18 protein-coding genes are annotated in these 14,590 nt (G+C 69.3%); 11 read left to right on the top strand and 7 right to left on the bottom strand.

Annotated elements, in window-relative coordinates:
• The first annotated feature begins 53 nt into the window (after positions 1-53).
• The 5 genes from ACK8OR_RS13390 (at position 54) to ACK8OR_RS13370 (ending at position 2,995) form a co-directional block, all read left to right on the top strand.
• Positions 54-842 carry a 3-hydroxybutyrate dehydrogenase gene (locus tag ACK8OR_RS13390; protein WP_410189941.1) on the top strand — a complete coding sequence of 263 codons (789 nt, stop codon included), beginning with the start codon at positions 54-56 and terminating at the stop codon, positions 840-842.
• Complete coding sequence (locus ACK8OR_RS13385) at positions 839-1,177, top strand: pentapeptide repeat-containing protein (RefSeq protein ID WP_410189940.1); 339 nt, start codon at positions 839-841, stop codon at positions 1,175-1,177. The genes ACK8OR_RS13390 and ACK8OR_RS13385 overlap by 4 nt, the downstream gene beginning before the upstream one ends.
• Positions 1,170-2,186, top strand: a complete 1,017-nt coding sequence (locus ACK8OR_RS13380; protein WP_410189939.1) for a patatin-like phospholipase family protein — start codon at positions 1,170-1,172, stop codon at positions 2,184-2,186. The genes ACK8OR_RS13385 and ACK8OR_RS13380 overlap by 8 nt, the downstream gene beginning before the upstream one ends.
• Before the next feature lie 69 nt (positions 2,187-2,255).
• Positions 2,256-2,603: a hypothetical protein gene (locus tag ACK8OR_RS13375; protein ID WP_410189938.1), complete on the top strand. Its 348-nt coding sequence runs from the start codon at positions 2,256-2,258 to the stop codon at positions 2,601-2,603.
• Positions 2,600-2,995 carry a hypothetical protein gene (locus ACK8OR_RS13370; protein ID WP_410189937.1) on the top strand — a complete coding sequence of 132 codons (396 nt, stop codon included), beginning with the start codon at positions 2,600-2,602 and terminating at the stop codon, positions 2,993-2,995. Before ACK8OR_RS13375 ends, ACK8OR_RS13370 begins: the two co-directional genes overlap by 4 nt.
• Before the next feature lie 7 nt (positions 2,996-3,002).
• On the opposite strand, the gene ACK8OR_RS13365 is transcribed toward ACK8OR_RS13370, so the two are convergent.
• The gene (locus ACK8OR_RS13365) at positions 3,003-3,626 is read right to left on the bottom strand and encodes a helix-turn-helix domain-containing protein (protein WP_410189936.1); all 624 of its coding nucleotides are present in this window, start codon (positions 3,624-3,626) and stop codon (positions 3,003-3,005) included.
• 341 nt (positions 3,627-3,967) lie between these two features.
• Between ACK8OR_RS13365 and ACK8OR_RS13360 the strand changes: the two genes are divergently transcribed.
• Positions 3,968-5,752, top strand: a complete 1,785-nt coding sequence (locus tag ACK8OR_RS13360; protein ID WP_410189935.1) for an extracellular solute-binding protein — start codon at positions 3,968-3,970, stop codon at positions 5,750-5,752.
• Between the two features lie 16 nt (positions 5,753-5,768).
• Here ACK8OR_RS13360 and ACK8OR_RS13355 read toward each other — a convergent pair whose 3' ends face one another.
• Positions 5,769-6,044, bottom strand: coding sequence for a DUF3572 family protein (locus ACK8OR_RS13355; RefSeq protein ID WP_298430625.1), 276 nt, complete (start codon positions 6,042-6,044; stop codon positions 5,769-5,771).
• A 95-nt stretch (positions 6,045-6,139) separates the two neighbouring features.
• On the opposite strand from ACK8OR_RS13355, the gene ACK8OR_RS13350 reads away from it, so the two are divergent.
• Positions 6,140-7,549, top strand: coding sequence for a diguanylate cyclase (locus tag ACK8OR_RS13350; RefSeq protein WP_410189934.1), 1,410 nt, complete (start codon positions 6,140-6,142; stop codon positions 7,547-7,549).
• A 23-nt stretch (positions 7,550-7,572) separates the two neighbouring features.
• Here ACK8OR_RS13350 and ACK8OR_RS13345 read toward each other — a convergent pair whose 3' ends face one another.
• Genes ACK8OR_RS13345 through ACK8OR_RS13330 form a run of 4 tightly spaced genes read right to left on the bottom strand, consistent with a single transcriptional unit; the run spans position 7,573 to position 9,383 of the window.
• The gene (locus ACK8OR_RS13345) at positions 7,573-8,013 is read right to left on the bottom strand and encodes a periplasmic heavy metal sensor (RefSeq protein WP_410189933.1); all 441 of its coding nucleotides are present in this window, start codon (positions 8,011-8,013) and stop codon (positions 7,573-7,575) included.
• Positions 8,010-8,309: a hypothetical protein gene (locus ACK8OR_RS13340; RefSeq protein WP_410189932.1), complete on the bottom strand. Its 300-nt coding sequence runs from the start codon at positions 8,307-8,309 to the stop codon at positions 8,010-8,012. The genes ACK8OR_RS13345 and ACK8OR_RS13340 overlap by 4 nt, the downstream gene beginning before the upstream one ends.
• Positions 8,306-8,863 (bottom strand): sigma-70 family RNA polymerase sigma factor, encoded by a 558-nt coding sequence (locus ACK8OR_RS13335; protein ID WP_410189931.1) that lies wholly within the window; start codon positions 8,861-8,863, stop codon positions 8,306-8,308. Before ACK8OR_RS13335 ends, ACK8OR_RS13340 begins: the two co-directional genes overlap by 4 nt.
• 52 nt (positions 8,864-8,915) lie before the next feature.
• Positions 8,916-9,383, bottom strand: a complete 468-nt coding sequence (locus ACK8OR_RS13330) for an EF-hand domain-containing protein (RefSeq protein ID WP_410189930.1) — start codon at positions 9,381-9,383, stop codon at positions 8,916-8,918.
• 159 nt (positions 9,384-9,542) lie between these two features.
• On the opposite strand from ACK8OR_RS13330, the gene ACK8OR_RS13325 reads away from it, so the two are divergent.
• Both ACK8OR_RS13325 and ACK8OR_RS13320 read left to right on the top strand, forming a co-directional pair.
• A complete protein-coding gene (locus ACK8OR_RS13325; RefSeq protein WP_410189929.1) occupies positions 9,543-9,956 on the top strand; it encodes a DUF983 domain-containing protein in 414 nt (137 codons plus the stop codon).
• Positions 9,953-10,597: an NUDIX hydrolase gene (locus tag ACK8OR_RS13320; protein WP_410189928.1), complete on the top strand. Its 645-nt coding sequence runs from the start codon at positions 9,953-9,955 to the stop codon at positions 10,595-10,597. Before ACK8OR_RS13325 ends, ACK8OR_RS13320 begins: the two co-directional genes overlap by 4 nt.
• On the opposite strand, the gene ACK8OR_RS13315 is transcribed toward ACK8OR_RS13320, so the two are convergent.
• Positions 10,594-11,487 (bottom strand): EamA family transporter, encoded by an 894-nt coding sequence (locus ACK8OR_RS13315; RefSeq protein WP_410189927.1) that lies wholly within the window; start codon positions 11,485-11,487, stop codon positions 10,594-10,596. The genes ACK8OR_RS13320 and ACK8OR_RS13315 overlap by 4 nt on opposite strands.
• Positions 11,488-11,677: 190 nt before the next feature.
• On the opposite strand from ACK8OR_RS13315, the gene ACK8OR_RS13310 reads away from it, so the two are divergent.
• Positions 11,678-12,181: a hypothetical protein gene (locus tag ACK8OR_RS13310; RefSeq protein WP_410189926.1), complete on the top strand. Its 504-nt coding sequence runs from the start codon at positions 11,678-11,680 to the stop codon at positions 12,179-12,181.
• A 74-nt stretch (positions 12,182-12,255) separates the two neighbouring features.
• The gene (locus tag ACK8OR_RS13305) at positions 12,256-14,544 is read left to right on the top strand and encodes an NADP-dependent malic enzyme (protein WP_410189925.1); all 2,289 of its coding nucleotides are present in this window, start codon (positions 12,256-12,258) and stop codon (positions 14,542-14,544) included.
• Positions 14,545-14,590 lie beyond the last annotated feature (46 nt).

The raw sequence follows: 14,590 nt of genomic DNA, 5'->3' as shown, positions 1-14,590 counted from the left end.
TCGCACCCGCAGCATCTATGATCCCCTCCGATACGCCATGACAGGAGGGGCCGATGGGCACCGGGACCGAAAGCCTCAAGGGCAAGACCGCGATCGTCACGGGATCGAATTCCGGCATCGGACTGGGCATCGCGCGGAGCTTCGCCGAAGCCGGGCTCAGGGTCGTGCTGAATTCCTACACCGACCGCGAGGACGATCACGCGCTGGCCCGCGACATGGCCGCGGAGTTCGGGACCGAGGTGCGCTACATCTCGGCGGACCTGTCGGACGGGGATGCGGCCCGGCGGCTGGTGCGCGAGGCGGGCGCCTGCGACGTGCTGGTGAACAACGCGGGAATCCAGCACGTGGCCGGCATCGAGGAGTTCCCGGCGGCGAAGTGGGACGCGATCATCGCGATCAACATGTCATCGGCGTTCCACACGACTGCCGAAGCGCTGCCGATGATGCGCAAGGCCGGCTGGGGCCGGGTCATCAACATCGCCTCGGCCCACGGGCTGACGGCATCGCCCTACAAGTCGGCCTATGTCGCGGCCAAGCACGGCGTCGTGGGCATGACCAAGGTCGTGGCGCTGGAGACCGCGGAGGAGCCGATCACTGCCAATGCGATCTGCCCCGGCTACGTGATGACACCGCTGGTCGAGAGCCAGATCCCCGACACGATGGAGAAATACGGCATGGACCGCGAGACGGCGATCCGCGACGTGCTGCTGACACGGCAGCCGTCGAAGGAATTCGCGACGACGGACCAGCTGGGTGGAACGGCGCTGTTTCTCTGCTCGGATCACGCGGCGCAGATCACCGGCACGACCATCAGCGTCGATGGCGGCTGGACCGCGTTGTGAGCGGCGGGCCGGGCGACGATGCGCCGCCGCCCACCGCGCTGGAGATCGAGGACGCGTCTCTGGACGGCGCGCGCCTGGCGCGGGCCTCGCTGCGCGACGCGTCGCTCAGCGACAGCATCCTGACCCGCGCCCGGATCGAGGACGTGATCGCCGAGGGGGCCGTCTTTCGCGACGTCCGGCTGGCGGGCGCGACCTTTTCGGACGTGAACTTCGCCGGCGCGACCTTTCGGGACGTGAACCTGACGGACGTGGCCATCGTCGATGCGGCGCTGGACGGCATGACCATCGACGGCATCCGTGTGACGGACCTTCTGGAGCGGTGGCGCAATGGCTGAGGCGAAGCGGATCAATCTCGCCTTGCAGGGCGGCGGCGCGCACGGCGCGTTCACCTGGGGCGTGCTCGACGCGATCCTGTCGGACGACCGGATCGAGATCGCAGGCATCTCGGGGACGAGCGCGGGTGCGCTGAACGGGGCGGCCGTGAAATGCGGGCTCGCGCGGGGGTCGCGCGCGCTGGCCATGGACACGCTCGAGGAGGTCTGGACGCAGGTCGGCGCGGTCACCGACGAGCGGCTGACGGGCTGGTTCTCGGCCTGGTCGCCGATGGCGGTCAGCTATGCCATCGAGATGTCGCCGCTCTATCAGGTGGCCGACGGGATGAGCCGCGCGATCTCGCCCTATATGGGTGCCGATTTCGGCCAACGGTCGTTGGAGCGGATCGTCGCGGGCCTGAGCTTCGAGAACATCTGCTCGGACCGGGGGCCGCAATTCCACGTCTGCGCGACCAATGTGCGGACGGGGAAGATCCGCCTCTTCACGCGAGACGATATTACGCCCGCCGCGATCCTCGCCTCGGCCTGCCTGCCGACGCTGTTCCCGGCGGTCGAGATCGAGGGCGAGCATTACTGGGATGGTGGCTATACCGGCAATCCGGCGCTGTTTCCGCTGTTCGAAGCGGACCTGCCGCGCGACATCCTGATCGTGAACATCAACCCGCTGGAGCGGCCCGACCTGCCGGTCACCGCGCGCGATATCCAGAACCGGATCAACGAGATCAGCTTCAACACCTCGCTCCTGCGCGAGTTGCGCGCGATCGAATTCGTTCAGCGCCTCGTGCGGACGGGCCGCGTGCCCGAAGGCGCGATGAAGGACGTCCTGATCCACATGGTGGCCGATGACGGGCTGATGCGGCAGCTCTCGGTGGCGACGAAGACGGTGCCCAACCCGACCGTGATGCACCAGCTTCGGGACGCGGGGCGGGTCGCCGCCGAGACCTTCCTTGCGCGCGACTTCGACGCGCTGGGCGAGGGGTCGACCGTCGATCTGGAGGCGATGTTCGCCTGACCCCGGAGGAACCGGCGCGGGCAGGGGGCGTTGATCCCGCGCCACGCACAACTCGAATGGAGATCCGCCATGAGCCGCCAGCAGTTCCAGGACGACTGGAGACCCTTCCGCGATGCCCTGCTCAGCCGTTACCCGTCGCTAACCGATGGCGACCTGTCGGATGCCGACGGCTCGACCGCGGCGTTGGCCAAGACCATCGCCGGCAGGGACGGGATCGAGCCCGCCGAGGCGCAGCAGCGTCTGCATGAATTCCTCGACGGTCCGATGCCCGCCGATGCCTATGCCGCGCCGCTTCATGACAACGCGGCCGTGATGGACAGCGCCGACTACGTGCCCGCGGGCGAGGACCCGCTGGCTGACGACCGCCGCTTCGGGGACGACAACGTTCCGTCCACGCCGATGGGACGTGACCGGTGAGGGCCCCGGTCCTCGCCGCGCTGGCGATCGCCCTCGCCCTTCCCGCAACGGCGCATGAGCGTCCCGGCCAGCGCCTGACGCATGAGCCCGCGATCTACTGGAACGACGGCCCGACGGCCAAGCGTGCGGGCGACGGGCGCATCCGCCTCGTCTATCACGGGCACCGCGTCGCGGCCGTGCTCGGCGTGAACCAGTTCGACATGTACCAGCGCGAATACAAACGCTGCCTCGCGCAGCTGGCGCTGATCGGGCCCATTGGGCACCACCAGATCGCCCGCGCCCGGCACCACGCCTTCCACGAGGTCGTGCGCGCCTATCCCGCGATCCGGGTGAACGCGCTGGACCTCGAGCCGCTGCGCGGTGGGCGGCTGGCCACCGATCTGTGGTATTGATCGGCGGTTATTCGCCCGAACGCGCCGTGACCCACAAAATCGTCGCGTCCTCCGGGGACGTGCTGACGACGTTGTGGCCCATCGTGGCATCGTAATAGGCGCTGTCGCCGCGCTTCATGTCGACCGGTTCGTAGAACTCGGTGAAGAGACGGATGGTGCCGGTCAGGACCAGCAGGAACTCCTCGCCGTCATGGCGGACCCAGCCGTCGAACTCCTCGAACGTGCGCGCGCGGATGCGGGCACGGTAGGGCAGCATCGCCTTGCGGGTCAGCGAACCGGCAAGCAACTCGTGTTCATAGGTCGTGGTCAGGTGCGCCTGACCTTCGCCCGCCCGCGTCACGTCCCGCCGCCCGTTCACCAGGCCTCGCGTCGGCGGTGTGAAGAGCTGCGGAATGCCGATCTCCAATCCCGTCGCGAGCTTCTTGAGCGCATCGTAAGTCGGTGACATCTGGCCGTTTTCGATCTTCGAGAGGGTCGAACGCGCCAGACCTGCCTGCCGCGCCGCCTGTTCCAGCGTCCAGCCCCGCGAGGTGCGCAAATCGCGAACCCGCGAGCCCAGATCGAGCGGTTCGGGCGCAGCGCGCGCCTCACCCTCGCGGGCGAGCTGGATCAGGGTCGGGATCTCGGTCATGGGCGGGGTCTAGGCCCGGGCCGTTCGCGCGGCAAGGCGGCGCGGCGTCGCGTCACGCTGGACGAGACCGTTCGGGGGTGCCAAAAAAAACGCCCGCACAAGGCGGGCGTCAAGTCATTGAGGCAGGTTTCATACAGGCAAGAAACCTATCGAGCAGTGCTTGTTTTATAGACGTTAACGTCACCGAGTCCAAGCAAAAGTTTTGCACTGGGATTCCGGGCCGGATAGGGTCTGGGCCAAGGAAACATGGGCTTCTGAGGCGGATCGAGACAATGCTAAGCAAATGGTTCACCGGGGCACCAGATCGCACCCGTTCGGGCACCCGCGCGACAGGCGCGCGAATGGCGGTCGCAGCCCTTGTTTTACAGGCCGGAGCGGCGATGGCCGACGGGCACGGGATCGCCCTCTACGGTGACCCTGCGCTGCCTGCCGATTTCACCCACCTGCCGCATGTCAATCCCGACGCGCCGAAGGGGGGTGCGTTCTCGGACGGGCAGGTCGGCAGCTTCGACAGTCTCAACCCGCATATCCAGCAGGGGCGGGTCCCGTGGCAGCTGCGATTCCTCGCCTACGAATCCCTCATGGGCCGCTCCTATGGCGAGCCGTTCACGCTCTACGGTCTGCTGGCCGAGCGGGTCGAGGTCTCGGATGACGCGACGCAGGTGACCTACACCCTGAACCCGGCCGCCCGCTTTGCCGACGGCGCGCCGGTCACGGTCGATGACGTCATCTGGTCGCACGACATCCTGGGCCAGGAGGGGGCGAACGGACGCTACCGCACGGCGTTCTCGAAGGTCACGGGCGTCGAGGCCGTGGGCGAGCGGGGCGTGCGGTTCACCATCGATGCCCCCGACCGCGAGCTTCTGATGGTCCTCGGGATGCGTCCGATCATGAAGAAGGCGCAGTTCGAAGGCCGCGAGGAGGCGTTCTTCACCTCCGGCACCGATATCGTTCCGATGACCTCGGCGCCCTACCAGATCACCGATTTCGATGCCGGTCGCTATGTCGAGCTGACGCGCGATCCCGATTACTGGGGCGCCGACCTGCCATTCCGGCGCGGCACCAACAACGTCGACACGATCCGCATGGAGTTCTTCGGCGACGGGACCGCCCATTTCGAGGCGTTCAAGGCAGGCGAGCTGTCGACCATGCGCGAGACCAATGCCGCGAAATGGGGCCGGGAATACGACTTCCCGCGCGTCCAGTCGGGCGAGGTCGTCCTGTCGGAGATCCCGCACCAGCGGCCGACGGGGATGACGGGCCTCGTGATGAACACGCGGCGCGCGCCCTTCGACGACTGGCGCGTGCGCGAGGCGCTGATCCAGGCGTTCAACTTCGAATACATCAACGGCGTCATCAACGGCGGCACCCAGCCGCGCATCACGTCCTATTTCGCCAACTCGCCGCTGGGGATGCTGGAGGGGCCGGCCGAGGGGCGCGTGGCAGAACTCCTCGCGCCGATGGCCGACAGCCTGCTGCCTGGCACGATCGAGGGCTATACCCTGCCCGAGGGCGACGGTCAGGCGGCGAACCGGCGGGGCCTGCGCGCGGCGACCCGGCTTCTGGAGGAGGCGGGCTACGTGGTCGAGGACGGCGTGCTCACCGGCCCGGACGGCCCCGTCGCCTTCGAGATCCTGCTGCCGCAGGGTTCCTCCGAGGTGCAGTCGATCGTCGATATCTACATCGAGGGGCTGAAGCGGCTGGGGATCGCGCCGACCGTCGCCTCGATCGACAGCGCGCAGTTCAAGGAACGCCAGACCGCCTACGATTTCGACATGATCTGGTACATCTGGGGCCTGTCGCTCAGCCCCGGCAACGAGCAGCTGGCCTATTGGGGGCCGGACGGGGTCGAGACGCCGGGCACGCGCAACCTGATGGGCGCCGACGATCCGGCGATCAAAGCGATGATCGACTCGATGCTCGGGTCCGAGACGCAGGAGGACTACGTCGCGGCCGTGCGCGCGCTGGACCGGGTGCTGACGGCGGGGCGCTACGTGATCCCGAGCTGGCACAATCCGGTCAGCTGGATCGCGCACGAGGCGTCGCTTTCCTATCCCGCCGACCGCCTGCCGATCTATGGCGACTGGATCGGGTTCCAGCCCGACCTGTGGTGGTTCGAGGAGTGATCGGGCGGGGCGGCGGTCAGGTCCAATGGGGCAGGTTGCCGCCCGGCAGGGCCGCGCGCGCGGCGAGAAGGCGGTCATAAGGAAGCGATTGCGCCGCGCAGGCGCCTTCGACCCAATCATCCTGCATCAGGATGAAATCGAGCACGGCGCCCAGGAAGTCGGCATCCTCGGCCGCTGCGACGATTTGCGCGCGCTCCGCGCCGGTCGTGGCCTGGAAGGTATCGAGGAGCTCGGCTCCGACCAGCCATTCAAGGGCCCGAAGCGCCACGACCTCCGCCTGCTCCTGTCGCATTCCGGCCACTCCCTCCATTTGGAAACGGTTTATTAACTTTCACGGTCCATTAAGGAAGGTGACCCGACCGGTAAACATTGCGAGACATCCAACCCATGACAGGGCGCATTCTCATCGTCGACGACGTGGCCACGAACCGCATCGTGATGAAAGTGAAGCTCGCGGCCGCGCGCTATGACGTGGTGCCCGCGGCGAGCGGTGCCGAAGCGATAGAGATCGCGCGGGGCGGTGGAATCGATATCATCATCATGGACATGATGATGCCCGGCCTGACGGGCGCGGATACCTGCCGGATGTTGCGCGCCGATCCCGCGACCGCGGCGATCCCCGTGATCCTCGTGACGGCCGTCGACGACAGCGAGGCCCGGATGGAGGGGCTGTCTGCGGGGGCGGACGACTTCCTGTCGAAGCCGGTGGACGAGATCGCCCTTCTGGCGCGCGTGCGCTCGCTTCTGCGGACCCGCGAGGAGGAGCGCGACTACGAGGCGCGGGGCGGTGCCCTTCTTGAAATGGCGGGCGACGACATGCGCCGGGGCTTCGGCGAGCGGGCGCAGGCGGGCTTCGCCGTCGCGCCGGCCGGACCGGCCGAGGGGCGCATCGCGTTGATCGGCGGCGCCGAGGCCGGATGGCTCCTGTCGCAGCGCGACCGTCTCCGCCCGCTTTTTCGCGAGGAGGTGTCGGTGATCGACCGCGACCGCGCGCTGGCGCTGACGCCCGAGCGGGCGCCCGACCTCTTCCTGATCGACGCCGATATGGGCAAGCGCAACGAGGGCCTGCGCCTGATGTCCGAGCTGCGCTCGCGGCAGGCGACGCGGCACGCGGCGTTCATCGTGCTGCTGCCGGCGGGCGATAGCGAGCGGGCTGCCACCGCGCTCGACATGGGGGCTGCCGACGTGGCCTATCATCCGTTCCCCGTCGACGAGGTGGCGATGCGGGTGCGCACGCAACTCTCGCGCAAGCGCCGCGCCGACCGGATGCGCGACACGCTCGACACCGGGTTGCGGTTGGCGGTGATCGACCCGCTGACGGGCCTGCACAACCGCCGCTACGCGCTGCACCATCTCGACCGCGTGGCGATGCGCTGCCGGGCGCAAGGCATCAAGGCGGGCGTGATCCTGATGGATATCGACCACTTCAAGGCGGTCAACGACACCCATGGCCACCCGGCGGGCGACCGTGTCCTGTCGCGGGTGGCCCAGATCCTGGCCGACAGTCTGCGCGGCGAGGATCTGGTCTGCCGGATCGGGGGCGAGGAGTTCCTCGCGGTGCTGCCCGATGCGGGCCCCGATCAGGTGCGCGCCGTGGCCGAGCGCCTGCGGACCGCCATCGCCGATATCCGCGTGACCCTGCCCGAGGGCGGAACGCTGGGCGTGACGATGTCGCTGGGCGTGGCGATGCTGACCGATCGCGACGATGCCGGGACGGACGCGCTGACCCGCGTGGACCGCGCGCTCTATGCGGCCAAGCATGACGGACGGAACCGGGTGCGGGTCGCCGCCGACTGACGTCTTGATCGAACGGGGCGGCGTCAGCCCGGCGGGCGACGACGGCTCATGCGCTCGGCCAGTTCGGCGCGCGCTTCGGGCGTCATCCCGGCCACGGCATCCGCGAACGCCTCGAACCCCCGATCGGTCAGCCGACCTTGAAGCGCCTGGCGCGCGCGCATCGCATCGAGAAGGGCATCCCGGTCGAACGGATCAGCCACCAGCGCGGCCCGCAGGTCGCTCTGTGCGGCGCGCATCGCCGCGCGGTCGGCGCGGATGGCGGGATCGTCACGCAGCTTGCGCCCCATCGCGCGGCGCGTCGGCGCATCGAGCCCGCGGGCGATGGCCCCGATCTCGGACCGGCCCGTGCCGCCGTCGCGACCGGGCGGCCCGCCCGATAGGAGCGCACCCACGACCGCGCCCGCCACCACGAGGTTCAGTGCCAGCGACAGCCCGAGCGCGATCTTGAGGCCGCGCGGGGTCATGCCTCGTCCCCGAGGAGCGGGCCGGCGAAGACATCTTCGAACACGGCCTCCTGCGCCACGAGGCCGGGCACGACGTCCCAGACCGCCTCCGGCTGCGTGCCGCCGATCCAGAGGCCGGTCAACGCGGCCGCCGACAGCCCCGCGAGACCGGGCCAGATGCGCCACCACGGGGCCGGGCGCACTGGGGCGGGGCGTGCCGCGGCGGCGTCGGCGAGGATGCGGGACCGAAGCGCGCGGGGCATCGGTGCGGGCGCATCGCGCAGCGCGGCGAGGGCATCGTCGAGATCACGGGTCATCGCGGGTCCTCCGTCCTCATCAGCTCGGCCAGGCGGCGCTTGCCGCGCGCGGTCAGGCTTTCGACCGCCTCGACGCCGCAGCCCATCATCGCGGCGATGTCGGGGTTGGAATAGCCCTCGACATGCCGCAGCACCACCGCCTGCCGCTGGCGATCGGGCAGGGCGGCGAGCGCCGCATCCAGCGCGGACGCCCCCTCGGCAGCGATCATCCGTGTGGCGACCGAGGGGACGGGGTCCGGCGCGTCGTAGCCGTCGGGCAACCCCGTCAGGCGCGCGGCGCGCCGTTGGCGGTCGATGGCGAGGTTCGCCGCGACCCGGCCGAGCCAGGTCGAGACCTGTGCCGCGCCGCCCGCATCCCACGCGCCCGCCTTCGTCCAGAGGCGCAGGAACGCCTCCTGGACGATGTCCTCGGCCTCGGCGGTGTCGCCGCCCGTCATCCGGCGCACGAACGCCATCAGGCGCGGGCCCTGCCGGTCGAGCAGGGTCGCGGCCGCGCGGTCGTCGCCTGCGGCGAAGCGGGCCAGCAGCGCGGCGTCGTCATCGGTGTCATCCATCCCGTCCCCATCGGCGGCGGCACGGGGATCGCCCCGCACCGCCCTCGGGTCTTCAATTGCCGCGCGCGCCGCGCCGGTCGGCCATCGCGGCCCACTCAGCGGCGTCGATCGCGCCGTCGCCATTGGCGTCCGCCCGCTCGAACATGCGCGCGCCGCGGTCGCCGCGGCGACCTTCGCGCCCTTCGCGCCCGGCCGTCAACTCGGCCTGCGAGAGCGCGCCGTCGCCATCGGTGTCGAGCCGTTCGATCATCCGGCCCGCGCGGGTCGCGGCGCGGTCGCCCGCCGCCGCGAGGAGTTCGGCCTCGGTCACGGTGCCGTCGCCGTTGGTGTCGGTCTGCGCGAAGCGCTGGGCGCCGCGGGACGTGCGGAACGTCTCGAGCTCGGCCGGGGTGATCGTGCCGCTGCCATCGGCGTCGAGCTGCTGGAAGGTCGGGCGCTGGCGGTCGTCGCCGCGGGCCTCGGCGGCGAGGGGGGCGGCCAGTGCGGCGGCGAGGGCAAGGAGAGTCAGGGTCTTGGTCATCGGGTGTCCTTCTGGGTTCGACGCGCCGCCCATCTGCGGTGCGCTCCCCTCTCACACGGGGGAACGTTCGGATTCCGTCGCGCGTTTTTTCGCGATGTTGCCGCACCCCCCTGTAAGACCCGAAAGGACGGGTCTAGGATACGCCGCGAGGAGACCGCCATGACCGACACGACGTCCGAAACGGTGCCCGGCACCACCACCGACCGCGAGATGAAGCGCGCGCTCTGGCGCGGCTGGCGGCGGCGCTGCCCGAATTGCGGTGAAGGGGCGATGATGGACGGCTACCTCGCCGTGAACGATGCCTGTCCGCACTGCGGCGAGGCGCTGCACCACCACCGTGCCGATGACGGCCCGCCCTACCTGACGTTGCTGATCGTCGGGCATATCGTCGGGCCCGCGATGCTGTGGGGGTACGTCGCCTACGAGCCGACGCCGCTGGTCTTCATCGCGGTGTTCGGCCTCGCCTCGATCCTGATGTCGCTGTGGTTCCTGCCGCGCCTGAAGGGGTTCCTCGTGGCGATGCAATGGGCCACGCGGATGGGCGGGTTCGGCCGCGTCGATCCCGCCGCGTGACGGAGGGCCCGCCGATCCGCGATGCCGCGACGGTCATCGTCCTGCGCGAGACGGGGGCGGGGCCGGCGGTCCTGATGGGTCAGCGCGGCGCGTCGGCGGCGTTCATGCCGTCGAAATACGTCTTTCCCGGCGGGGCCGTGGATGCGGGCGATGGCGATGTGACCTTCGCGCGCCCGCTGGCCGAACCGGTGCGCGCGGCGCTGTCGCGGCGCGCGGCGACCGCACCCGAGGCGCTGGCCGGGGCTGCGTTGCGCGAGCTGGCCGAGGAGACGGGGCAGGTGATCGCGGGCGCGGGGCCGGGCTGCGGCTGGCCAGGCTTCGCGGATCGCGCGCCCGACGCCCAGCCGCTGCGCTTCGTATTCCGAGCGATCACGCCGCCCGCGCGACCGCGCCGCTTCGACGCGCGGTTCTTCCTTGCGACGGCGGATGCGCTGGTAACAGATCCAGACGATTTCTCGGCGGCTGAGGACGAGTTGAGCCATCTGCACTGGGTGCCGCTGGCCGAGGCGCGGGCGCTGGACATGCCGTTCATCACCGAGGTCGTTCTGGCCGAGATCGCGGCCATCAGCGAGGGGACGGACGTGCCCGGCGTGCCGTTCTTCGACAACTCGGGCGCGGCCTCGACCTTCCACCGCCTCTAGGTCTGGAGAAGGATCAGCCCGACCACGCTGACGGTCAAAAGGACGATGCCCGCCAGCTCCTTTCGGGTCTGCCGCTCGCCCAGGATCAGCCAAGAGATTCCCATCGACAGGATCAGTTCGACCTGGCCGACCGCGTTCACATAGGCCGCCGTCTGGAGCGTGTAGGCCGTGAACCACCCCAGCGAACCCGCCATCGAGGTCGCGCCGACCAGCGTCGTGACGCGCCAGCGGGTGAAGACCGCGCGCAGCATGTCGCGCTCGCGCCAGGCCATCCACGCGATCAGCATCGCCGATTGCAGCACCGTCACGAGGCCCAGCGTGACCGTCGCCCGCAGGATCGGCAGGTCCGACATGACCGCGAGCGAGGCGCCGCGATACCCCACCGCCGAAACCGAGAAGAACGCGCCGGACGCGAGGCCCAGCAAGGTCGCGCGGTTGCCCAGCTTCCAGCCGCCATCCACCGGCACCGAGAGCAGCACCACGCCGAGGAACCCGACGGCCATCGCCGCGAAGCTGACCCATGTGACGGTCTCGCCCAGCACGATGAAGCCCGTGACCACGGTCATGAGAACCGTCGTCTTCGAGAACGCCATCCCGACCGCGAAATTGCGATGCGCGAACAGGGCGACCACGCACATGGTCGCCAGGATCTGGCAGAGCCCGCCCGCGATGGCATAGCCCCAGAACGCGGGCGCGATGGCCGGCAGGGAGAGGCCCGTGACCGAGGTCCAGACCGCCAGCGCGCCGGCGATGACGAAGGGTGGCCAGATGAACCGCGCCAGCGTCGACGCCGCCGGCGAAAGACCCGCCTGGGCCAGCCGCTTCTGCAACAGGAAGCGCAGCGCCTGGACCGTGGCGGCGAAGAGGGTGGCGGCGAGCCAGAGCGACATGCGCGCATCTGGCACGGGGCGATTCACATAGGCCAGAACAATGTGCCGACGGGTGGTCGCCGGGACGGGGATGATGCAGTGAAACGGGGGCGAGTCGTTCGGAATTCGTGGACAGGGCCCGGCCGTTTTGCCACATTCCCGCCACAAATCCGCTCTAGGTTCGTCTTAATTCTGCTGGAGTCCTGCCTGAATGTCGCTTCAAGACGCCGTTTCCGCCACATTCTCGTCTTTTCGGGAATTCGGGGCGCGTCTGATCGACGGCGTCGAAGGCGTGTCCCGCTTCGAGACGATGTGCCTGACATTGGGGCTGGGGGGCCTCGCGACGGCGCTTGGCGTCACGGTCGCGCAGGCGATGCTGCCCTCGGTGATCGACACCGAGGCGGCGCTGAGGCGGGCGGTCGTCGATGCGGGCTTCGAGGCGTCGGTATGCCCCGACGGATGGGCCGCCGATCATGCGCTCCTGCTGACGATGACCGAGCCGGAGATTTTCGCATGGTATCTGCGCGAATCCTTCACGCTGACGGATCGCGAGGTCATCACCAGTGTCGGCGTCTACCTGCAGAACGCGACCGATTTCCGGATGATCCAGGGACCCGCGCTGACGCGGAACCAGATCCTGCTCTGCATCGCCGAGAGCCGTCGCCTGACGGTCGATCCGATCGAGCGCATACCGCCCTTCCTGCGCGGCGTCTGATGCCTGCCGCCTCTGGCGGTCCATGATAGTTCAATGTTAAAGCATCTGCGGCAGACCGCCCGCAGGAGAGCCCCATGAGCGACCGGACCGACGACCAGAACGCGGCCCTTCGACAAGCGGCGCTGGACTATCACCGTCTTCCGCGCCCCGGAAAGCTCGAGATCCGCGCGACCAAGCCCCTGGCCAACGGTCGCGACCTCGCGCGGGCCTATTCGCCCGGCGTGGCCGAGGCATCGGTGGCGATCCGCGACGACCCGGCCACGGCCGAAGACTATACCGCGCGCGGCAATCTCGTGGCGGTGGTGACCAACGGCTCGGCCGTGCTGGGCCTCGGCAATATCGGCGCTCTGGCGTCTAAGCCGGTGATGGAAGGTAAGGCCGTCCTCTTCAAGACGTTCGCCAATATCGACTGCTTCGACATCGAGCTCGACTGTGCTGATCCCGAGAAGCTGGCCGATATCGTGTGCGCGCTCGAGCCGACCTTCGGGGCGATCAACCTCGAGGACATCAAGGCGCCCGACTGCTTCATCGTCGAGAAGCTCTGCCGCGAGCGCATGAACATCCCCGTCTTCCACGACGACCAGCACGGCACGGCCATCGTCGTGGGCGCGGCGGCACTCAACGCGCTGCGGCTGACGGATCGCGACTGGGCCGGGATCAAGGTCGTCTCGACGGGCGGCGGGGCGGCCGGGATCGCCTGTCTCAACATGCTCCTGTCGCTTGGCGTGAAGCGCGAGAATGTCTGGCTCTGCGACCTCCACGGCCTCGTCCATGAGGGCCGCGACGCGGATATGACGCCGCAGAAGGCCGCCTTCGCCCAGCCCGGCGGCCCGCGCGGCCTGGGCGAGGTGATCGAGGGCGCGGACCTCTTCCTCGGGCTCTCCGGCCCCGGCGTTCTGACGCCCGAGATGGTGGGCCGCATGGCGGCGCGCCCGATCATCTTCGCGCTGGCCAATCCGAACCCCGAGATCGCCTATGCCGACGCCAAGGCCACCGCCCCCGACGCGATCATCGCCACCGGGCGCAGCGATCATCCCAATCAGGTCAACAACGTCCTGTGCTTTCCCTTCATCTTCCGCGGCGCGTTGGATGTCGGCTCGACCGAGATCAACGAGGCGATGAAGATTGGCTGCGTCGAGGGGATCGCGGCCCTGGCGCGCGCAACCACCTCCGCCGAGGCCGCCGCCGCCTATCAGGAGGAACAGCTGACCTTCGGAACCGACTACCTGATCCCCAAGCCGTTCGATCCGCGCTTGATGGGGGTCGTCGCCTCGGCGGTGGCCGAGGCCGCGATGGAGAGCGGCGTCGCGCGCCGCCCGATCGAGGACATGAAAGCTTACAAGGCCAAGCTCGACGCCAGTGTCTTCAAGTCGTCCATGATCATGCGCCCCGTCTTCGCCGCCGCCCGCGAGGCCGAGCGCCGTATCGTCTTTGCCGAGGGCGAGGACGAGCGCGTGCTGCGCGCCGCACAGGCCATGATGGAGGAGACGACCGACATTCCCATCCTGATCGGCCGCCCCGACGTCATCGCCACCCGTGCGGCGCGCGCGGGCCTGACGATCGAGCCGGGCCGCGACGTCGAGATCGTGAACCCCGAAAGCGACCCGCGCTACCGCGACTACTGGGAGACCTATCACGCCCTGATGGCCCGGCGCGGCATCGCCCCCGACCTCGCCCGCGCCGTCATGCGGACGAACACGACCGCGATCGGCGCCGTCATGGTCAGCCGCGACGAGGCGGATTCACTGATCTGCGGCACCTTCGGACAGTTCCTCTGGCACCTGCGCTACATCACCGAGGTGCTGGGGCAGGGCGGGCTCCACGCGGTCGGCGCGCTCAGCCTCATCATTCAGGAGGAGGGGCCGCTCTTCATCGCGGACACCCATGTCCACGCCCAGCCGACGCCTGACCAGGTGGCCGAGACGGTCATCGCCTGCGCCCGCCACGTCCGCCGCTTCGGGGTGGAGCCCCGGATCGCGCTCTGCTCGGCCTCGCAATTCGGCAACCTCGCCTCGGCCAGCGGCCAGACGATGCGCGACGCGATGACATTGCTCGACGCGATGGCACTCGACTTCCAGTACGAGGGCGAGATGAATGTCGACGCGGCCCTCGATCCCGAACTCCGCGCCCGCTTCCTCGCCGATTGCCGGATGGACGGCGCGGCCAACGTGCTGGTCTTCGCCTCGACCGACGCGGCGGGTGCCACACGCAATATCCTCAAGGCCCGCGCCGGCGGGCTGGAGGTCGGCCCGCTCCTGATGGGCATGGGCAACAAGGCCCATATCGTGACCCCCTCGATCACGGCGCGCGGATTGCTCAACGTTTCGGCTTTGGCGGGCACGCCGGTGGCGCATTACGGGTGAGGGGGGGGAGCGAGGCCAGGTGGGGAAGGCCGCTATGCGGACGGAG

The sequence above is a fragment of the Jannaschia halovivens genome (assembly GCF_046452375.1).
In the GTDB taxonomy this organism is placed as follows: Bacteria; Pseudomonadota; Alphaproteobacteria; order Rhodobacterales; family Rhodobacteraceae; genus Jannaschia; species Jannaschia halovivens.
Note: the sequence above shows the minus strand (reverse complement) of the source record. Positions and strands in the feature narration are given on the sequence as shown.